15 protein-coding genes and 1 pseudogene are annotated in these 17976 nt (G+C 56.7%); 5 read left to right on the top strand and 11 right to left on the bottom strand.

The window, feature by feature from the left end:
* From BR04_RS16765 to BR04_RS16740, 6 genes are all read right to left on the bottom strand, one after another.
* Positions 1–532, bottom strand: a 532-nt coding sequence (locus BR04_RS16765) for an SDR family NAD(P)-dependent oxidoreductase (RefSeq protein ID WP_496357177.1), incomplete at its 3' end; no start/stop codon positions are given.
* A 112-nt stretch (positions 533–644) separates the two neighbouring features.
* Entirely contained in the window at positions 645–1067 is a 423-nt protein-coding gene (locus BR04_RS16760; RefSeq protein ID WP_496357176.1) for a type II toxin-antitoxin system VapC family toxin, read from the bottom strand.
* On the bottom strand, positions 1064–1297 hold the full coding sequence (locus tag BR04_RS16755; protein ID WP_496357175.1) for a type II toxin-antitoxin system Phd/YefM family antitoxin: 234 nt from the start codon (positions 1295–1297) through the stop codon (positions 1064–1066). The genes BR04_RS16760 and BR04_RS16755 overlap by 4 nt, the downstream gene beginning before the upstream one ends.
* 100 nt (positions 1298–1397) lie before the next feature.
* A complete protein-coding gene (locus tag BR04_RS16750; RefSeq protein WP_496357174.1) occupies positions 1398–3149 on the bottom strand; it encodes a hybrid sensor histidine kinase/response regulator in 1752 nt (583 codons plus the stop codon).
* Positions 3146–4930 (bottom strand): GGDEF domain-containing protein, encoded by a 1785-nt coding sequence (locus BR04_RS16745; protein ID WP_496357173.1) that lies wholly within the window; start codon positions 4928–4930, stop codon positions 3146–3148. Before BR04_RS16745 ends, BR04_RS16750 begins: the two co-directional genes overlap by 4 nt.
* A 205-nt stretch (positions 4931–5135) precedes the next feature.
* Entirely contained in the window at positions 5136–5567 is a 432-nt protein-coding gene (locus tag BR04_RS16740) for a TraR/DksA family transcriptional regulator (RefSeq protein ID WP_496357172.1), read from the bottom strand.
* 217 nt (positions 5568–5784) lie between these two features.
* Here BR04_RS16740 and BR04_RS16735 point away from each other — a divergent pair, with 217 nt between their 5' ends.
* From BR04_RS16735 to BR04_RS16725, 3 genes are all read left to right on the top strand, one after another.
* Positions 5785–6222 carry an arsenate reductase ArsC gene (locus tag BR04_RS16735; RefSeq protein WP_496357171.1) on the top strand — a complete coding sequence of 146 codons (438 nt, stop codon included), beginning with the start codon at positions 5785–5787 and terminating at the stop codon, positions 6220–6222.
* 234 nt (positions 6223–6456) lie between these two features.
* Positions 6457–8154, top strand: a complete 1698-nt coding sequence (locus tag BR04_RS16730) for a methyl-accepting chemotaxis protein (RefSeq protein WP_496357170.1) — start codon at positions 6457–6459, stop codon at positions 8152–8154.
* A gap of 394 nt (positions 8155–8548) precedes the next feature.
* The gene (locus BR04_RS16725) at positions 8549–9469 is read left to right on the top strand and encodes a hypothetical protein (RefSeq protein WP_496357169.1); all 921 of its coding nucleotides are present in this window, start codon (positions 8549–8551) and stop codon (positions 9467–9469) included.
* Between the two features lie 14 nt (positions 9470–9483).
* On the opposite strand, the gene BR04_RS16720 is transcribed toward BR04_RS16725, so the two are convergent.
* From BR04_RS16720 to BR04_RS16705, 4 genes are all read right to left on the bottom strand, one after another.
* On the bottom strand, positions 9484–10542 hold the full coding sequence (locus BR04_RS16720; RefSeq protein ID WP_496357168.1) for a prolipoprotein diacylglyceryl transferase family protein: 1059 nt from the start codon (positions 10540–10542) through the stop codon (positions 9484–9486).
* A gap of 15 nt (positions 10543–10557) precedes the next feature.
* On the bottom strand, positions 10558–11589 hold the full coding sequence (locus BR04_RS16715; protein WP_496357167.1) for a phosphatidylserine decarboxylase: 1032 nt from the start codon (positions 11587–11589) through the stop codon (positions 10558–10560).
* Complete coding sequence (locus BR04_RS16710) at positions 11586–13985, bottom strand: hypothetical protein (protein ID WP_496357166.1); 2400 nt, start codon at positions 13983–13985, stop codon at positions 11586–11588. Before BR04_RS16710 ends, BR04_RS16715 begins: the two co-directional genes overlap by 4 nt.
* Before the next feature lie 117 nt (positions 13986–14102).
* Positions 14103–16487, bottom strand: coding sequence for a glycosyltransferase (locus BR04_RS16705; protein WP_496357165.1), 2385 nt, complete (start codon positions 16485–16487; stop codon positions 14103–14105).
* 242 nt (positions 16488–16729) lie between these two features.
* On the opposite strand from BR04_RS16705, the gene BR04_RS16700 reads away from it, so the two are divergent.
* Positions 16730–17263 carry a GNAT family N-acetyltransferase gene (locus BR04_RS16700; RefSeq protein ID WP_496357164.1) on the top strand — a complete coding sequence of 178 codons (534 nt, stop codon included), beginning with the start codon at positions 16730–16732 and terminating at the stop codon, positions 17261–17263.
* Between the two features lie 93 nt (positions 17264–17356).
* Positions 17357–17704, top strand: a complete 348-nt coding sequence (locus BR04_RS16695; RefSeq protein WP_496357163.1) for a DUF2726 domain-containing protein — start codon at positions 17357–17359, stop codon at positions 17702–17704.
* Between the two features lie 20 nt (positions 17705–17724).
* Here BR04_RS16695 and BR04_RS16690 read toward each other — a convergent pair.
* Positions 17725–17976 (bottom strand): annotated as a pseudogene (locus BR04_RS16690) (IS66 family transposase); the annotation flags it as partial.

Raw genomic sequence — 17976 nt, 5'->3', positions numbered from 1 at the left:
CTGTGGCACCACCTTTTGGGGTTTTTACAAGATGCGACATAGTAATTACAGGCATTTTGAACAAAAAAGGCTTCCCAACTGTAGAAGATGAGTCTAACTCACAAGATGCTGTTTTAGAAATCGACCCAAAGCGAGAAGATATATTTATGATTAAGGCACTTTCAGACAAATAAGGGAATAATGCCTGAGTTACTTGCATTGCACCCAAACAATGAACACCTATTAACTTTTTTACATCTCCAATTGATGTTTTTTCGAAATTGTTCCAGTTCCCCCCAGCACCTGCATTATTGATGAGAACATCAATTTTAGTAGAGTCTGTAAAATTTGATATGATTTCAGATTGAACGTCTTCTGACGTAATGTCTGTAATTATGGGGAAACAATGAGTTGCATTAATCCGCTTTATTTTTTTTGCATCAAGCGATGTTCTTACTGTCGCGTAGACTTTCCAACCTTCATTCAAGAATTTATCAACAAATGCAAACCCTAAGCCTCTACTTCCACCAGTGACAAATACAGATTTTTCCATATTCTGAGAATTTCCTTGAAAGACATAACGCCGCGCATGTGAGGCCGCCGAGCGAAGCGAGGGCACTGGCGCGGAGCGCAATAGTCCGATCCAGTTCATTTTCCAGTGTATTTTATTGCTGGCCGATATATTCAGCGAGAAGCCCCGCATTGATAGCCGCTTTATACTGCCTCATGTCGGCAGTGACAAAAAGTTCCGCCTGCCATTCCAGTGCACATGCGATATGCAGTGCGTCCATAGCTCTTAAGATATTCGTTTCCAGAAGCTTTACGGAACAAGAAATAACAGCAGGGGAAACCTGAAGAATAACAGCATCATGGACATCATCCATCAATTGTCTTTTAATCGCCCTGTAATCATCCGTGGACAGCTTGTCTTCACGCCGTCTTCGATTCAGCCCCGACAGGATTTCAGGAACTACGATGGTACATAAACCCAATTGTGACGCATTCTGTAAAAACTGATCAATTCTGTCACTTCCCACTTCAAGGACATATCTTTTTGCAAGTGCGGAGGAATCTGTTAAAACCTTCATACTTCTGACTCACGCTCTTCCAGTATTGCCGAAGAAAGATCGCTCCCTTTAATTTGCAGGCGCGTACTCTGGCGTTTCCATGAGGGCGTTTGTACGGAATGATCCGTAAAAGGAATTATTTCGGCAACAGGTTTCCCCCCCCTTAACAGGACAAGGGTCTCGCCATGCTCCACTTCAGTGATGAAGGTGGAAGCTTTTTTTCTGAAATCTGTGAAGGATATTGTTTTCATATCGTATCTCCCTGTTTAAATGCGCACTCAAATGTACACATTGAAGCACATAGCGTCAAGGAGTCCTTTGGGGGCAGCGGCGAAATCTACCCAGACCGTCTCAGGCGGTTTCCAGAAAAAACGAAGGCCCGTCTCCGGCATCCGGTGGGGCCACATTTTCGAGCACCTGCCCATCCCCTGCGGCCTGGGCCAGAACCCGTGAAAAATCCTGAAGGGAAAAGGGCTTTTCCAGAAGCCCCTCCACAGACGCCCGCTCTCCCACCCAGTGCGGGCAGCCCGTCATCATCACAAGGGGCAGATCAGGTCTGAGCGTGCGCAGCCTCCGGGTCAGAGCCAGACCGTTCATCTCCGGCATGGCGTAATCCACAAGGGCAAGATCCGGTACCTGGGCATGGTGCTGCATCCATTTCCAGGCTTCCCCGGCTTCGCGGAAGGCCTCTACCCCATAGCCAAGGGAGACGGCCATTTCCCTGAAGAGGGACAGCAGTTCCGCATCATCCTCCACCAGCAGCAGCATCCCCCGTCCCCTGAAAGGACGCGCGGAGTCCGGAGCCGGGGCTTCTCCCGCCTCTGCGGCAAGGGGCAGGTCGATCTGGAAAACGGCACCGGCTCCCGGCCGACTGTCCACGCTTATCCGGCCTCCGTGCTCCTCCACCACATCCCGGACAAGGGCCAGCCCCATGCCACTCCCCTCCCCTCGGGGTCTTGTGGTGAAAAAAGGCTCAAAAATACGCTGGCGGATCTGTTCCGGAATGCCATGGCCCGTATCCCGCACGGTGATGCGGAGACAGGCTTCCTGCATCCGGGAACCGGAGCCTTCCTTTCGGATATCAAGGGAAAGAATGCCGCCATTGTCTTCCATGGCGTGACAGGCATTGGTCATGAGGTTGATGAGAAGCTGGTAGATGCGGGTGGGATCCCCGTGCAGACAGGCATCCCCGGCCTCATTGCGACAGCGCAGGACAATATGGGCAGGCAGGGAGGCCCGGATCAGGCGGAGACTTTCGCCAATCAGGGGCTTGAGGGAAAAGGCACGGCGCACCACAGGCTCGGGCCTGCTGAAATGAAGAATCTGCTGGATGAGATCCCGCGCCCGGTAGCCTGCGGAAAGAATGGTGCCGATGTGGTGCTTCCTCCGGCCTGCATCCGGAACCATTTCCGCCATCTGGGCCGATCCCAGAATGGCGGAAAGGATATTGTTGAAATCGTGGGAGATCCCTGCGGTCATACGGCCAAGTGTCGCCATGGCAGAAAGATCCTGAATGCGGCGCCCGGCAACCATCACCCCATCGGATTTCTGCTCTGCCAGCCTGCGGAAGGTTTCGGCCTCGGCCATCAGCCTCTCCTCCCTTTCCATATAGGGCGTGATATCAAGGCCAAGCTGCCATTTCCGACCTTCTGTGACCAGGGGAATCCAGTACAGCAGAGTTTTGCCATGGGGATGGGCATGGGTGGTGAACACGCCTCCCTGCCGTCCGGGAACCGCACCGGAAAAACCGGAAATGAAGCCTCCCGAAGGATCCAGCCCAATCAGGCGGACAGCCGCAGCGGAAGCCCGGCGGATACGGCCAGAAGGCCCGGTGAGCAGAAGGGGCCGGTCTTCCTCAAGCAGACGTTCTTCCGTCCGTCTCTGGGATGCAAGCCAGGAACGGATATGCCGTTCCCGCCGGGAAAACCGTCTTTCAAGCCTGAGACAGTGCCTGACAAGCCAGCTCTGATGGAAAAAAAGGGCTGGCAGGAGAAACAAAAAAAGCCCGTACCCTCCCGTTTTTCCAGCATCCCACAGTACGGCGACCATCCCCAGAAGAAGCAGGAGGCCACTCAGAAAATACGCCCTGAAAAAAAATTTCATGGCCTGCCTTTTTCATGAAAATACCCCGAAAAACCGGGAGGTTCCCGCCGGTCCCGAACCCATGAATTGCCTTTCCGGGATTTGGCATAGCCCTTGATCTGGGCCACACGCAGCCCCAGTTCCGCAGCATCCATTTCCGGATGAAAATGACAGTCTACGATCCCTATGGAGATGGAAACCAGGGGAAACACCCCGGGATTCCCCTCCCTGTCCTTTCCTGTCACAAAGCCCTGTCTGCGCACCTCTTCAGGGTAAAGCCCCATCACCTCACGTCCGAAATTTTCCACCAGCGTCCGGGAAAAGAATTCGGCCTCGCCGGGTTTTGTAAACACAACAAAATCATCTCCCCCCACATGGCCGACAAACACCTCATTCGCACAGCAGGATGCGGCCACTTTCTGGATAAGCTGGCCTGTGAAAAGAATCATGCGATCCCCTGCCTCAAACCCGAAGGCATCATTATAGACCTTGAAATGATCGAGATCCGCATAGATGAGACTGATCCAGTCCCTTTTTTCCCGGTAGGTCTCCATCTTCTTCTCAATGGCCGTGTTCCCCGGAAGACCTGTCAGGGGATTGGCTCCCCTGGCCATTTCCATCTGGGCCTGGGCCAGGGCATCCAGCAGATTCCGAACCGACAGGGTTCCCACATAAGCGCCTTTTTCCGTAATGAGAATATCATCATACAGGCGTTCCGGAGATCTGGAGATGGCGGCCCGCGCCACTTCCTCCATGGGTGTTCCCGCATCCCGGATCATGGGCTCGGCATCCATGATCCGGGAGACACTTTTTTTAAGGAAAAGCGCATTCCCATAGGGGGAGCTGAGGTGACGGTCCAGATGGTAGCGCATCAGCAGCCCCACCGGTCTTCCCTCATGCAGCAGACAGACGCTTTCCGTGGGAGGCCGGTCTTTCAGCCTTGCCACAATACTCTGCACCGTATCCGAGGCCAGGGCGGTGAGACCGGGACAGGCCAGTTTGCCCACCCCCGTATCCCGACAGAGGCAGGCAGCCGGAAGGCTGTCCGGCCGGGGCAGGACAGCCTCCATCCCATGACGGGAAGGAGAATCGACCTCCCCTGCGATGGCCTCCCCCTGCATGAAACGGATGCCCAGACGCAGAAAATCGTGACGCTCCTCCACCGTATCCACGCCATACAGCCCCAGGCCACATCCCAGACGACGGCAGGTATCCGAAAGCATGGCCGCCAGCAGGGCAGCGTCTTCCCCCTTGACGGCGCTTTCCCTGAAAAGGGCGGGAGAAAGGAGGAGCAGGGCGGGGCGGAGGCGGGACAGAGACAGAAGATTCAGAAGGCTTTCGCCTCCTCCGTGCAGGCAGAGTCCCATCCCCGCATGGATGAGGGCGTCCATGCCCGGGGGCAGAAAACCGGGGGCAGAATGCAGGTCGCTTTCCCGGAGTCCCAGCAGAAGCTGCTGGGGCTGCATTCCTTTTTGCCGGAGAAGACCGGTCAGATAGCGCATAAAGCCAGGATGCCCCAGGGTTTCCAGGTGCAGAAAAAACAGCAGCCTGCCATCCGGCGGCAGACGGCTGCCAGCCCCCAGGGCCGTTTCCAGGATCATGCGCTCCCTTTCCCGGAGAGGCTCCGGGCCACCATCGGGAAGCGCAGGAGCGCGAACCTCCCATATGCGGATACGGCCCGTTTTCATGTCTCCGATGGGACAAAAAACCATCTCAACAGGCAAAGGGGGATGCAGGGTGACGGGGAAAGAGGGGCGGCTGGCCCCTCCGGTTTCCGATATTTTTTTTAAAGATCGGGACATGGCCGGACTCCTTTTTCTGTCATCAAAGCCAGCCCCCTTCTACGCCCGGAATATGAGAATTCTGTTGGATTCTGATGAGAATTTAACGATAAATTCCCTTTCCGGAAACAGCTTTTCCCCGGAATCCAGGTGCCAGCGCATCCGTCCGTCTGACGCTCCCGGCCCCCATAGACAGCATGGGACGACGGCTCCGGAGCCTTTTCTTTCAGCCGGGCGTAAAAAAAACCATACCGCCCTGCCTTTCCCGCATCTGCTGTACCTCAAAGCAGTACAGGGCGTCGGGAACGGCCAGAAGGCGGGGAATACCGATGGGTTCTCCTGTCAGAATACAGAATCCGTATTCCCCCTCCTCAAGGAGACGCAGGGCTTCCGTATTCCTGTCCAGGACTTCCCGGAACCGGGCCTGCACCCGAAGTTCCTGCTCGCGCCAGGTTTCCGAGGCACTGCGATCCAGAATATCTGCGACCTGAACCATATCCGCCTCCCGGATTTCCCGAAGCCGCCTGCGGGCTTCCTGAACCAGTGCTTCACGCTGTTCGAGAAGACGCCCACGAAACCATTCCTGCTGTCGGGTATTCATGTAGGGTTCATCCTCATGGGGCTGATAGGCATCAAAAACCATCATGGGGTAGGCCATGTCATGCTCTCCTTTCGTCTTGGATTCAGTGCTGGCCGACCTTAAAAGACCCATGTTCAGGAAAGATCAGGACGAGGTTAAAAATGTGTCGCCCGCCCCCCCTGTCCTCCGTCAGAAAGAATGGCATCCGGAAAACGGACAGCCCTCATCTTCTTCTAACATGGCCACCCTACAAGGCCGGAAGGAAAGAAACCGAACCCCATGGAGGAGACCGGACATGTCCGACCACAAACGTCTTGTTATTTTTCTCTGCAATGGCAACACCATCCGCAGCCAGATGGCCGAAGGGCTGCTCAACCATATGGGCGGTGACCGGTTTACGGCCATCAGCGCAGGCGTGGAGCCGGGAAAGGAAGTCCATCCCCTGGCCATTGCCGTGCTTGCGGAAGACGGCATTGATATCCGCCACCATCAGCCCAAGGCCATTCGGGAATATCTGGGAAAGGAGGCCGTTCTGCACATGATTACGGTCTGTGACAAGGCCCAGCAGTCCTGCCCCAGAGTCTGGCCGGGACTTCCCGACACGAACCGCCATCACTGGATGCTGGACAATCCGTCCACAGTGGAGGGTACCGACGAAGAAAAAAAAGCTGCTTTCAGAAAGGTGCGGGACGATCTGAAAGAAAAAATCACCCACTGGCTCAGCCAGGTCTGAATCCGGAAATCCCCCCTTCCCTGTGCAGGGCGGTTTGTCCCGGCTTTCTCGCTGAACCGGATCCGCAAGCCGCCCCCAAAAACACTTTCCCAAACCCGAGATGCGGCAGACGGAACTTCCGGCGGGTCACGAGGGTGTCCCTCACACATTTCTCCTCCAGATGCATCTCTTCCTGTACGGAGACAGGCGTTCTGGGGAATGCTACTGATGCTTTGCGGCCTGAAAGGGGAAAAAATGCGGATCGCAGGAAAAATACAGCTTCTTGTGGGGACGGTACTGGTCTTGTGCCTGGTCTCTTTTGCCGGAACGGCGCTCTGGGGGCTCCATTCCCTTGAAAGCCTGTCCCTTGAGGCCATGGACTCCCAGCTGATGGAAGAAAGACGGCGACAGCTTGAAGACCTCACCGCTGCCGGTGCCCACATTGTATCCACGGCCAATTTCTACGCAGATGCGGTGAACGCCCTTTCCGTCATGCGCTTTGGTGCCGAAGGCCAGGACGGATTCTGGGCCATGGACACAAGCGGCATGGTGTACGTTTCCACAGCCTTCCCGGAACTGGCGGGAACGGTACAGAAGGCGGGGTTCCGGGATGCCCGTGACCGGCTGGTGGTGGATGCCATTCTGGAGGCTGCAAACACATCGGAGAAGGGATTTTTATCCTTCTCCTTTGAAAAGGAGGGGAAGGCTGCGGAAAAACTGCTGGCCTACCGCTATGTCCCTGAATGGGAATGGATCATCTGTACCGATCTCTGGATGGACGATGTGGAAACCCGCCTGCATGCCCAGCGCATGGAACATGCCGCTGCCGTCCGGCAGATGGGAAAGCGCATGGGCGTCACCGCTGTCCTGCTGGCCCTTGGGCTTTTTGTCTTTGTACGCTGGATGACGGCAAGAATTTTCGGCCCTCTGCGGGAAACGGCATACCGCTTCCGGGAAATCGCCGAGGGCGGGGGGGATCTCACCCGCAGTGTAAGGGTCTGGAACCGGGATGAGGTGGGCCGCATGGCAAAGGCCTTCAATGCCTTTCTTGGAATGCTGCGCAGGGTCGTGGGGGAAATCGCTCAGATTGCTGAAGGCATTCGCCGGGAAGCGGAAACCTTCAGCCTTGTGGGCCGGAAACTGACCGGTACCTCCCTGGCCGTGGAAACGGGTACGCGGGAGGTGAAAGATCAGATGCTCCACCTTGACATGGAAATGACGGCGGTAATGGATGCCATGCTGACCGTGGAAGCAGATACCCGGAAAGTCCAGCAGGTCTCCGAAAGTCTCCGGCAGGCGGTGGGCCTTGTGGTGGAGCGGAGTACCGAAGCCCTGGAAACCACCCAGGCCACCCTTTCCCGCTCGGAAACGGCCCGGCAGGGAATGCAGCGCCTGAATACGGCGGCGGGCAGTATCCGGGATGTGGTGAACCTCATCACCCGAATTGCGGATCAGACCCATCTCCTGGCCCTGAACGCCACCATTGAATCCGCAAGGGCGGGGGCTGCCGGAAAGGGCTTTGCCGTGGTGGCTGCGGAAATCAAGGGGCTTTCCCGCCAGACCGCTTCCGCCACGGAAGAAATCCGGGAACGGCTGGAGGAAATCCATGGCGCTGTGGGAGAGGCGGGAGAAGAAATCTGCGGCATTGTGGATGTGGCGGGCCACCTCGAAAAAAGAATGCGCTCCATGGCAGAAGACATGCAGGCCCGCCAGCATGAAACCGCAGGGCTTGCCATGGCGGTCGCCGGAATCGGCAAGGGTGTGGACAAGGTGAGGGCCAGTATCAGCCGCACCCGCGAAAGTACTGCAAAAATTTCAGACGATGTGGAGAAGGTTCGTCATACCACCGCCTCCCTTCAGGAAACCAGTACGGCGGTGGCGGCCTCCGTTTCCCTGCTGGAAGGTCTTTCCCTGGATCTCGGCAAACGGGTGGGCCGTTTTGTGGTGAGCTGATCCGGAATCCCCCTGAAAAAATGAACCGTTTCCCGCTGCCTCTGCCAAGGGCCAGACCACTGTCCGGCAGAGCACGCGGGAAAACCTCCCGGAATCCCCCCTAAAAAATACGGCCTCTCCCTCACCTGCGCCAGAAGAGCCCAGCCCTCCCCCACATGGGAAAACGACCGGCCCCTCCTGCGAACGACTGCACGGGGAACCTTGCCGTTACCCGCGTCTTCAGATATTCTGTCCCTGCTGACAACATTTTTCAGGGTGAGGACAGAACCCGCAAACCGCATCCGGCAGACCGGAAGCATTGCAGAACCGCCCGTTTCACTCCATTTCCGATTCAAGGAGGATCAGAATGAACCACAAAAAAGGATGCAACGCGTTCAGGGGGATATGCCTTTTTATGCTATTGCTGCTTATGCTGCCCGCCTGCTCGAAAGAAGACTCCCCAGCCACCCTTCCCCCCACGGATTCGGCTGCATTCCAGGACGAAGGCAGCGGCTTCGATGATGCTCCCCTCTACGAGTCCGGCACCCTTTCAGAAGAAACAGAGGATCTGGGTACGGCCTGTTCAGACCATCAGTACCGGCTGTCTTCCGGTGCTTCCGACACACTGAGGTTCAGCAAGAAACTCAGCTCCAGCCAGCAAACGCGCGATACCTCGTTTACAAAAAACACGGATGAACTCGCTGCAACGGGTGTGGAGGTCTCGCTGGACTATCCCGAATACCAGACCATCACAGTGCCCTTCCCGGTATGGGCATTGGATTACAGCGCTTATATGGATGAGATGCACGCAGAGATCGACCGGCGCAAAGCCCGTAATCCCAACGCACAGATCGGAATTAACGCCCTCCAGTCCGTCACCGTCAATGGCTGGCGACTGGATCTGGCCTTCGACACCCAGAACGGGCACTACATCATCCAGAGGGTCAACAACGTTTCCGGCCCCAGGGCCGTGGGCGCCCTGTCAAGGGAAAAACTTGCGGAAATGCTCGGACTTCCCGGCCCCTACGATGCACCTGACGTTCATGACGGGTTTCTGAACCGCTCCATCACAACCCCCATTATCGAAAGCAGCATGGATGAAGAAATCACGTTCCTCACCTATGCTGTTTCTGTCAGAACCCCTTCTTCCGGTGGGATTCGCGATACCCGCACCCGCCAGATCACCTTCATCCCGGCTTCCGGATCCGGTCAGGGGATCGGCATCGGTGTCAGATCTTCCTGGGGACAGGGATCGGATCCCAATGCCCTTTCCTTCATCATCTCAGGCCCTGCGGAAGATCCCGAATGCTTTGGTGCCGATCCCTACTGGAACTGAAAACGCGTTCTGAGTTACACCCTGTCCCGATGGACAAAAAAGCGCAGCTCCGCACCCGTGACCGTGCTGCGTCCCGTATAGAAAAAGGTAAAAAGCCAGAGGAAAAAAAGACCCGTGAGGACTTCCGGTGTCCAGAGAAGGCCAAGACCTGCCCCAAGATCCGGCTGAAAGATGGCATCCATGGAAAAAGCGGGCAGATACAGGGAAAGGGCCATGTAGGGAAGGGTGGAAAGGGCCATGATCTGATAGGCGGAAAAGGACCGGGTTCCCCTGTAGTCCGCACGGAGAAACTCGGACACCACCCGCCATATCTGGGTGCCGCCAAGGCAGAGGAAAAGGGCTGCTGCGGGGCGGCCCCAGAAAAAAAGCCCAAGACCCGCAAGGCAGAGCAGGATATGGAGAAAGAGGGTGAAAGCCTGCACGGGCACCACGGGCTGACCGTCAAGGGCATGGGCATAGCTGATCTTTTTGGTTTTTCCCGTGAAGACCAGGGCCATGGGGGTAAAAAAACGGGCGAGACCGGGGGAAAGGCTGCTCAGGGGCTTGCCGTAGCAGCAGCCGAAACTGAGGCAGGCCAGCCGTCCCATGCCCTCACCACAGGTATAGGCCAGGGCCAGGGCCGCCAGGGCAGGAATCAGGGGCAAAGGGGAAAAGCCCCTGAACTGGGCCAGGATATCCACGGAAAGAAGTACCCAGGGGGCCAGTACAATGCCGAGAAAGGAAGCCCCGCCCACGGTGAAGGTGTGCTGTTTTCCCTCCACAATCCGGGCAATCCAGCGGGAAGCGGGAATGCAGACCCCGAGCAGCACAAAGGCCGTCAGGGCAGAAGTGCCAAGGCCTGCGCCTGAGGCCCGGAGCAGGATCAGCCCCAGAGCCGTTCCCAGCACATAGGCCGTTGCCGTGAGAAAGCCATACCAGGTGAGATTCACCGCCTTCCAGGAACCGTCTTCCCTCTGATGCACAGGGCAGGCGGCCAGCATCTGATAGTGTTCCGATGGCAGATTCCGCACGCCCCAGATGGCGGGAACAAGCAGGATACAGGCAAAAACGGTCAAGAACAGAGCAGCGGACATGCAAAAACTCCCCTTTCAAAAAAATTCGTTTCCCTGAGCCGCATGGGCGGATGGCCCGACAGCCCTTCCGATTCCTTCCCGAACCCGCAGATCCGTTTCCACAAGACTCCCTCCGAACCCCGCACTGAAGCGGCTGGGCACATCCCGGCGCAGGCTGTTGGCCACAAGGTCGGCATCCAGCACCATGCGTCCGGGTTCAAAAAGCAGCACCACGGTGGAGCTTCCCGGATAAAAAAGGGTTTTGGGGCAGCCTCTGCGGAGGAACATGCCGGGTCGAAGAGCCTTGGGGTCTTCGTACTCCCTTTCACTACAGGCCTCCCGGAGGCCACCGATCATGAGGGCCACCACCTCGGCCATGGCCACAAACCCCAGGCCGCTGCCCCCCGGAACATCGGTATCCAGGAGGGTGATGAGCCTGCGGTTTTTCGAAAAGGGGCTTACCGCCTTCACCACGGCATCGGGATGGCAGGCGTGACAGCAGCCCTCCACCATGAAAACTTCCTCCACCCGACCGGAAACCGGGCTGTGGTTGTAGTGATATTTATCCGGTGTCAGACGGAAGACCGCAGCCCTTCCGTTTGCAAAACGTCCATGCCAGGGCCGCTTTCCCACAAGCTCCGGAAGATCAAAAAACCTGCCCTTCACGGGAATCCCTGCGCCGGGGGAGAGATCCAGGGGCAGAATACGGCTGTCCGAAGGGGAAAGAATCACATCAGGATCTTCGGGAGCCGGACGGCAGTCCCAGTAACGGATTTTCCTTTCAAAGAGGGCTCTTGGGCTGAGCAGGGCTTCTGGCTCCAGACATTCGTCCCGGTTGATCCCAAGGTCTCTCACCATCTGCTCCGCCCTTTTTTCCGAGGCAAAGGGCAGGTCATAGTTGAAGGCGGCAAGGATGCGGCTGGCCCTCGGAGAGGTGAGTGCCCTGAACATCCAGGAGGCGTTCTCCCGGATGCCGTGGTAGAGGAAGCGCACAGCGGGATCGGCAAAGAGCTTTTCCGCCACCGCTTTTCCCGTATGGCGTTCCACGTAATGGTGCGAAAAAGTCATGGGCAGGCCTCAAAATGCTTTTTATCATTATGGATCGAAAGGATAAGCAGCTGGATCAGGGCCAGCCTTTCTGAGCGGCTGATGGATGTGATGCCGGAATCTTTTTTTAAGGCCGCCACAAGATCGCCAAGGCCGTGGATGCCGGTAATGGAAGCCAGGGCATCCCGCGAGGCCGTATCCCGGAAGGTGGCCCAGTTTTCGAGCCTCAGGAGATCTTCTGCCAGAAAACGGATGGCTTCGCGGATGTGGGCTTCCCTGAGCCGGGTACGGTAACAGGTTTCCGCAGCACGGTTGAAGGCCGCTGCGGGCAGGTTTTCGGGTCTGGCAGAACCGGTTTCCTCCCGGATGAGGGCCGTCAGCCTGCCCGAGGCCGTGGCTCCGGGATGGGCAAGCCGCAGGCGCAGATCCTTCATGAGATCCCCTGCACCATGGGCTTCGATGAGAGCCTGACCATCTCTTTCAATTTTATCGCAGAGGGCCGTCATCAGGGCCGGTACGGGAACCCGCAGATAACCGGGGTAACGCCGGCTCATGCGGGTTCCGCTGATCAGGGGAAAGAGATCCCGCAGAAAAAGGCTGGGCGTGTCGGAACGCAGATAGACCGTGGGAAGACCGATGGCTGCCGCAAAAAGCACCTGCCTGCGTTCGCTCTCCACAAAGGGAGTGTCCGGAATATGGGCATGGCCGTAACGTCCGGAAAGCAGATACTGAAAACCAAGGGCCGTGATCAGGGTCTGAAGCCGGGCAGCCCTGCCCATATCCTGACCGATGGCGGGAAAGGTGCTGTACAGACGGCCCTCAAATCCGGAAAAGCCCATTTTGTCAAAGGTTCGTGTCCGGAAGGGCAGATACATGGACATGCGGGGATCAAAGGCCCCCGAGTCCCCCAGATCCTGAAGCAGGCGCTGCTGGTTTCCCAGGCTGCCGTCCAGGGCCGGACAGCTTGGTGTACTGAGCAGGGCCGCAGGATAATCCAGAAGACGGAAATCCGGCACAAAATCACCCTTGAAACCAAAGAGTCTGCGGATGTTCCGGTCCAGCCAGGGGGGACCGAAGGGGGTAAAGGAAGTTCCGAAGGCATGGTTTTTCGCCTTTTTTTTCCAGCGCCTCCAGAGCATTCGCAGATGGGTGAAATCCAGTTCATGGGGCAGAAACCCCAGCACCTGCTCAGGATGGAAATCCTCAAACTCAAGACGGTAGGGTGTGGCGGAATAGGTGCCCACCAGAAGGGGCAGAAAATATTCCATGATCTTGGTCACCAGATCCCCCATCCATTTTTCATCCGAAGCACCGATGGAAGGGGCCGCAGCGGCCATGAGCCGGGACATCTTCCGGCTGCCGATGGAAATATGGGTGCCGTTGTTGGCAAGGCTGATGTTGGAGGTATTGGGCAGAACCACAAGGTTTCTTGTGATGATGCCGCACTCTTTCAGTTTTTTCACGGCATTGAGCTGGCTGCGGGAAAGCACTTCGTGGCAGAGCCCCATATAGCGGTTTTTGACCTCCCCCTGATCCCAGCCGGAAAGGCAGGGATTCATGAAAAGCTCCCTGTAAAAGGCATCGGAGATGATCTCGTTGAGGGCCTTCTGGCGCAGAGGGGGATGGGAGGCGAAATGGATGCTGGCCTTCTGACCGTTTTCCGCAAGGCCGAAGGCCTCATTGGCATGATCGAGAAGCAGCTGACAGAGCAGGTAACGCTTCAGGGTTTCCCCTGTCAGGGCATCGGCAGCTCCCTTGCCGGAGCCCAGCATGACGGGATGGAAGGACAGCACTTCGGGCGAGGTGTTGTCGCTTAAAAAATGCTCCATCATCCGGCTGGCCGTGACCCTCAGGATGGGGTGCAGGCGGGGAGACTGGCCGATGATGTCCGCCATGGAAAGCTTGAGAAGATAGCTGATGGGAACACGGATCCAGGTCTCCCCGTCCCGGTTCAGGAAAAATTTGTGGGTATCGCTGCGCTGCGGGCTTTCTGATTTTCTCCTGTCCGCCCGCAGATCCATTGTAAAGATATGCTGGGCATAGGCGGAAAGCCGCTTTTCCGGAAAACGTACCCAGGAATTTTCCCAGACAGAATCCTCATTTTCGGCGAGAAAGCGTTCAAGTTTTTCCGCCTGCTCCGGCGGCAGCTCACCGGACTGGCTTCTTTTCAGGATGTTCTTGTAAAAATTGGACTCCCGGATCATGCAGGCAAGATCCACATTTTCTGCTTTTCCTTCCACCAGAGCCTGAAATTCATTTTCCACGCCACAGGTGGTGTCGCCCGCAGAAAAGGGCTGAAAGGCGGTGAGGGCTTCGTCCCCTGCGGGGATTTCCAGGTACTGACGAAGCTCGGAGGGGGAAGGCTGCTTTCCATCTTTTGCCGGAAAGGACGGACTGGCTTTCTGAAGGCAGGACAAAGGGAACCTCCGTTCATGGAGATGGGTCAGAACTGCATCCCTCCCCTTTTACCCTTCCTTCATTGCCCTTTGATGAAGCTTTTATGGCTTTTCTGTTATGAACGTCCCCCCTGAACCTCATGCCGCAGGTCTGGCCTTTTCCTCTCCGGAAGGGGCATGGCCAAAAAACGCTTCCAGTGCAGCGGTCCAGCCCGAGGCCAGCCCCACCTTCCGTGCAGCGGCACGCATGTCCCGGTACTTCAGGGGCTGACTGTCCATGACCCGGAACAGACCTTCAAGGCAGCGCACCCAGGCCTGGGGATCCTCTGCGGGCAGCACCCTCCCCGTTCTGCCATCCTCCACAATCTCTTTTGGCCCACCCACGCCGGACACCAGGGCAGGCAGCCCGCAGGACTGGGCCTCCAGCACCACCATGCCGAAGGTGTCCATGATGCTGGGGAAAAGCAGAAAATCCGATCCGCTGTAAAACTCCGGGAGTGCCTCCCTTTCCACCCTGCCCGTGCAGGTGACACGCGCCCTGTGCTGATGGCGGATGGCCTCCAGATCCGGCCCCTCACCTACGAGAAGCAGATGGACATCCTGCCCCCTTTCCTCCAGCATCCGGTGGATCTCCAGGATGCGATCCATCCCCTTGTCCCTGGAAATCCTTCCCGCATAGAGAAGCAGATGGCGGGCCGTGATGCCGTATGTTGTTTCAAGACGTTTTCGCGCTCCGGGCCGGGGGGCAAAAAGCCCTGTATCCACGGCACGGATGAAAAGCCGCATACGGGGTTGTTCCAGCCCCCTTGCGGAAAGCAGATCCATATAACTCCGGCTGGGCACATGAATCTCATCGGCAAAGGAATAGAAGAAACGGGTGGCGTTTTCCACGATGTCGGAAAGGGACTCATTGCCTGGGATGGCTTTGGCCTGGGCGGCAAAATCCGTGTGGTACACGGCCCGGCAGGGCAGATTGAGAAGCCTTGACAGAAGAAGGCCCAGAATGCCCACAGGGCCTGGTGTCGAAATACAGATTTCATCCGCCTCAAAGGCTCCGAGCTTCTGGATGGCGGTGAGAAGGGAGGGCGCCCGCACCTCAATGTGCTCATACCAGGGCAGGGGGAAAGAAAGAAAGGTCGCCAGGTCTGTGACCGTTTCCGGCACTTCTGCACTTCCGGGGGGCAGGCAGGTCAGGATACGGACGGGAAGCCCCTCCCGCTCCGCCATGGCCGCAATCTCCCGGAGGGTGGCGGCCACCCCGTTCATTTCCTGAAAGGTATCCGTGAACCAGAGCACCTTTTTACCAAATTTATCAGGGGAGCCGGATTGCAGATGAACCGCTTTCAGGTCAGAAAGCAGCCTGCGGCCATCCTGCATGTGACGCAGGGTCATGAAAAAGGGAATGGAGAGGAAGATACCGGGAAGAAGAGATGCGATGTTGCGGATGAAGTGGTCGAAATTCCCCCTGCGCACATCGCTTACGATGGAAAGAAGGATATTTCTGAAAAAAGCGTCGGATACCCGTGTGATTTTGTCATAGACCCCTTCCAGCCAGACTTCCGGATTCTCTCCTCCCGCCTCCGGCTCCGGACTCTCCCGAAGTGCGGCAAGGAGAAGACGGATCTGCCCTTCTTCTCCGGTTCTGATGCCAGGTTTCCCGCAGGTTCCATCCCCTCCCTGGGGATGCAGGATGGCATCCCCCAGCCGGGAAAGAACCGATCGGTGCAGAGGCGTGCTTTCCGTGAGGGAAAAATCATAGGCGATCTTGTACAGGGCAAAGGCCAGGGATTTGGCGTCATTGTGTTTGCCCTGGGCCAGACTCTCCCTCTTTTTCAGGGCCTCGAGAAAGGCTTCGGGGCTGGCCCCATCCGCAAAAGTACAGGCCTTGGCGATGAAAAGCCCGGAGTGGTCGTCGGAGCCTCCCGTAAATCCCTTGATCCAGGGTTTTTCTCCCATGGGCAGGATGCCGTGTTTTTTCCTGAGCGTTTCCAGTTTTTCCGGGGTGAGGGCCTGAAGAGTCGCCGTCCAGGTGGTGTTGGAGGCCTGGCTGCGGGCACCGTTGATGCCCTCAAAGACATTGAAAAGCAGCATGAGCTTTTCCAGAATATCGAGGCTCAGCCTGCCGTTGATGGCATAGGTGGCATGGGCTACGGAATGGGCGATGTCCTGCTCCCGGATCAGCTCCCGGAGGGCATAGATATCCCTGCGGGTCTTCTGCACCTCCGCAAACCGGGCTTCCGTGAGGCCGTAGAGAAGGAGGTGAATCTTGCAGCCGTTTTCCGGAAAATAGGTGGTGGATTCCACCCCTGTGAAGGTTCTGTCCGGATAGCGTTCTTTAAGAAGAAGGGCCGCGTCCATGCAGTTGTGATCCGTTACCGTGACAAAATCCATGCCCCTTGCCAGCGCCTGGGCATAGATGGTCTCCGGCGGGGTATAGGACTCCGAAGCACCGATGCGCTGGAGAAACCAGTTGGCCGGGCGTTCAGAATAAAGGGAGTGGACATGGAGATCGGCTCTGGCCATGGTGTTTCCTTTCTTGAGCAAGGTGGGCTTGGGAAAACTCCGGCGGAAAGGAAAAGCGACCGCCTGCGCCCTGCAAGGCTAAGGGAAGGATGTTTGTGCTGTGTTGGAAAGGTATTGGGATTGGATGTGGTGCTTTGCATGGCGCTGAATCACGACTGAGAGCGGATTGTAAAAAACAGGCCAAGCATATTCCCTGAAGCTTGCCTGCATGTCATGGATGGGATAGGAAAGCGTATCTGCGTATGGGCTATTTTGCCATGACAACAACTCCGGATCTGTCCGGCAGACGGGAGGACATCATGCGGCATCGGGAAGTGAGGGAAGAGGATATCCCCCTGATCTGCGGGTTCCCGGCAACACCAGAGGAACTTTTTCACTGCTTTCCACGGGCACGGTTCCCGCTGACAGAGGCAGCACTGCGGGAAAGCGTGGCCGCACGCTCGGATTCAACGGTGGTGGAACATTCAGGTCTTGTGGTGGGATTTGCCAATTTTTACCGCTGGAAAGAAGGGGTCTGTGCCATCGGCAATGTAATGACAGCTTCCCATGCAAGGGGGCTTGGGGTTGCCGGTTTTCTCCTCCGGCATATGATGCATCTCGGTTTTGAGAAACATCAGGCACACACAATCACGGTATCCTGCTTCCACAGCAATGTGGCAGGCCTGCTCCTCTATCCGAAACTGGGCTTCCGGCCCTTTGATCTTGAGGAAAGGAAGAATCACACAGGAGAGCGGGTGGCATTGATTCATATGCGGATGGAAAGGCAGGACGGGTGAGGGATACCAGGGCTGGGCAGATGGCATCAAGGTCTCCGGCCCTGAAAAAAGGATTAACAACAGCATCTTAAATTTTATTTGAGGAGAGAACTGATGGAGTGGCTTTTGTTTCTGGTGGCGCTGATGGTGATTGCTGTGGCAATCATTTTAAAAACAAAAAAAACGGATTCCGAAAAACCCACTGTCGGCCCCCTTCCCTACCTTGTAAAGGAGAGTCTCCTGACCCCTGCAGAACGCTCATTTCTGGGCAGTCTGGAACAGGCTGTTGGGGCAGAATTCAGAGTATATGCCCAGGTGCGACTCGCAGATCTCATGCTTATCAAGCCCGGAATCGAAAAAGGGGCGCGCACAGCGGCTCTGAATCGTATCACCAGAAAGCACGTAGATTTTGTCCTTTGCCAAAAAGAAAACGTAACTACTCCAAAAGTCCGGGCAGCATGAATAGAAACAGAGAAACAGGTTCAGCGAGGGATCGAGTCAGCGACAAGGCGTGGCAGACAGGAGATGGCTCCAAGGTCATGGATCCGATCATAGAGGAAATCCCAGAAAGAGAGGCCATGTTTCTGGCAGGTTTTCTTGAGGCTGAGAAATGTATCCCGACACTGGCGGCCTAAATCGCTCCGGGTCGTACCGCTGATTTTTCTTCTTTTGACATATTCCCTGATATCCCTCTCGCTGAGATTGTTGTGAAGAGGGAGGACTGGAAACTCCAG

The sequence above is a fragment of the Desulfobotulus sapovorans DSM 2055 genome (genome assembly GCF_059569355.1).
This window is presented reverse-complemented; position numbering and strand designations above follow the sequence as displayed.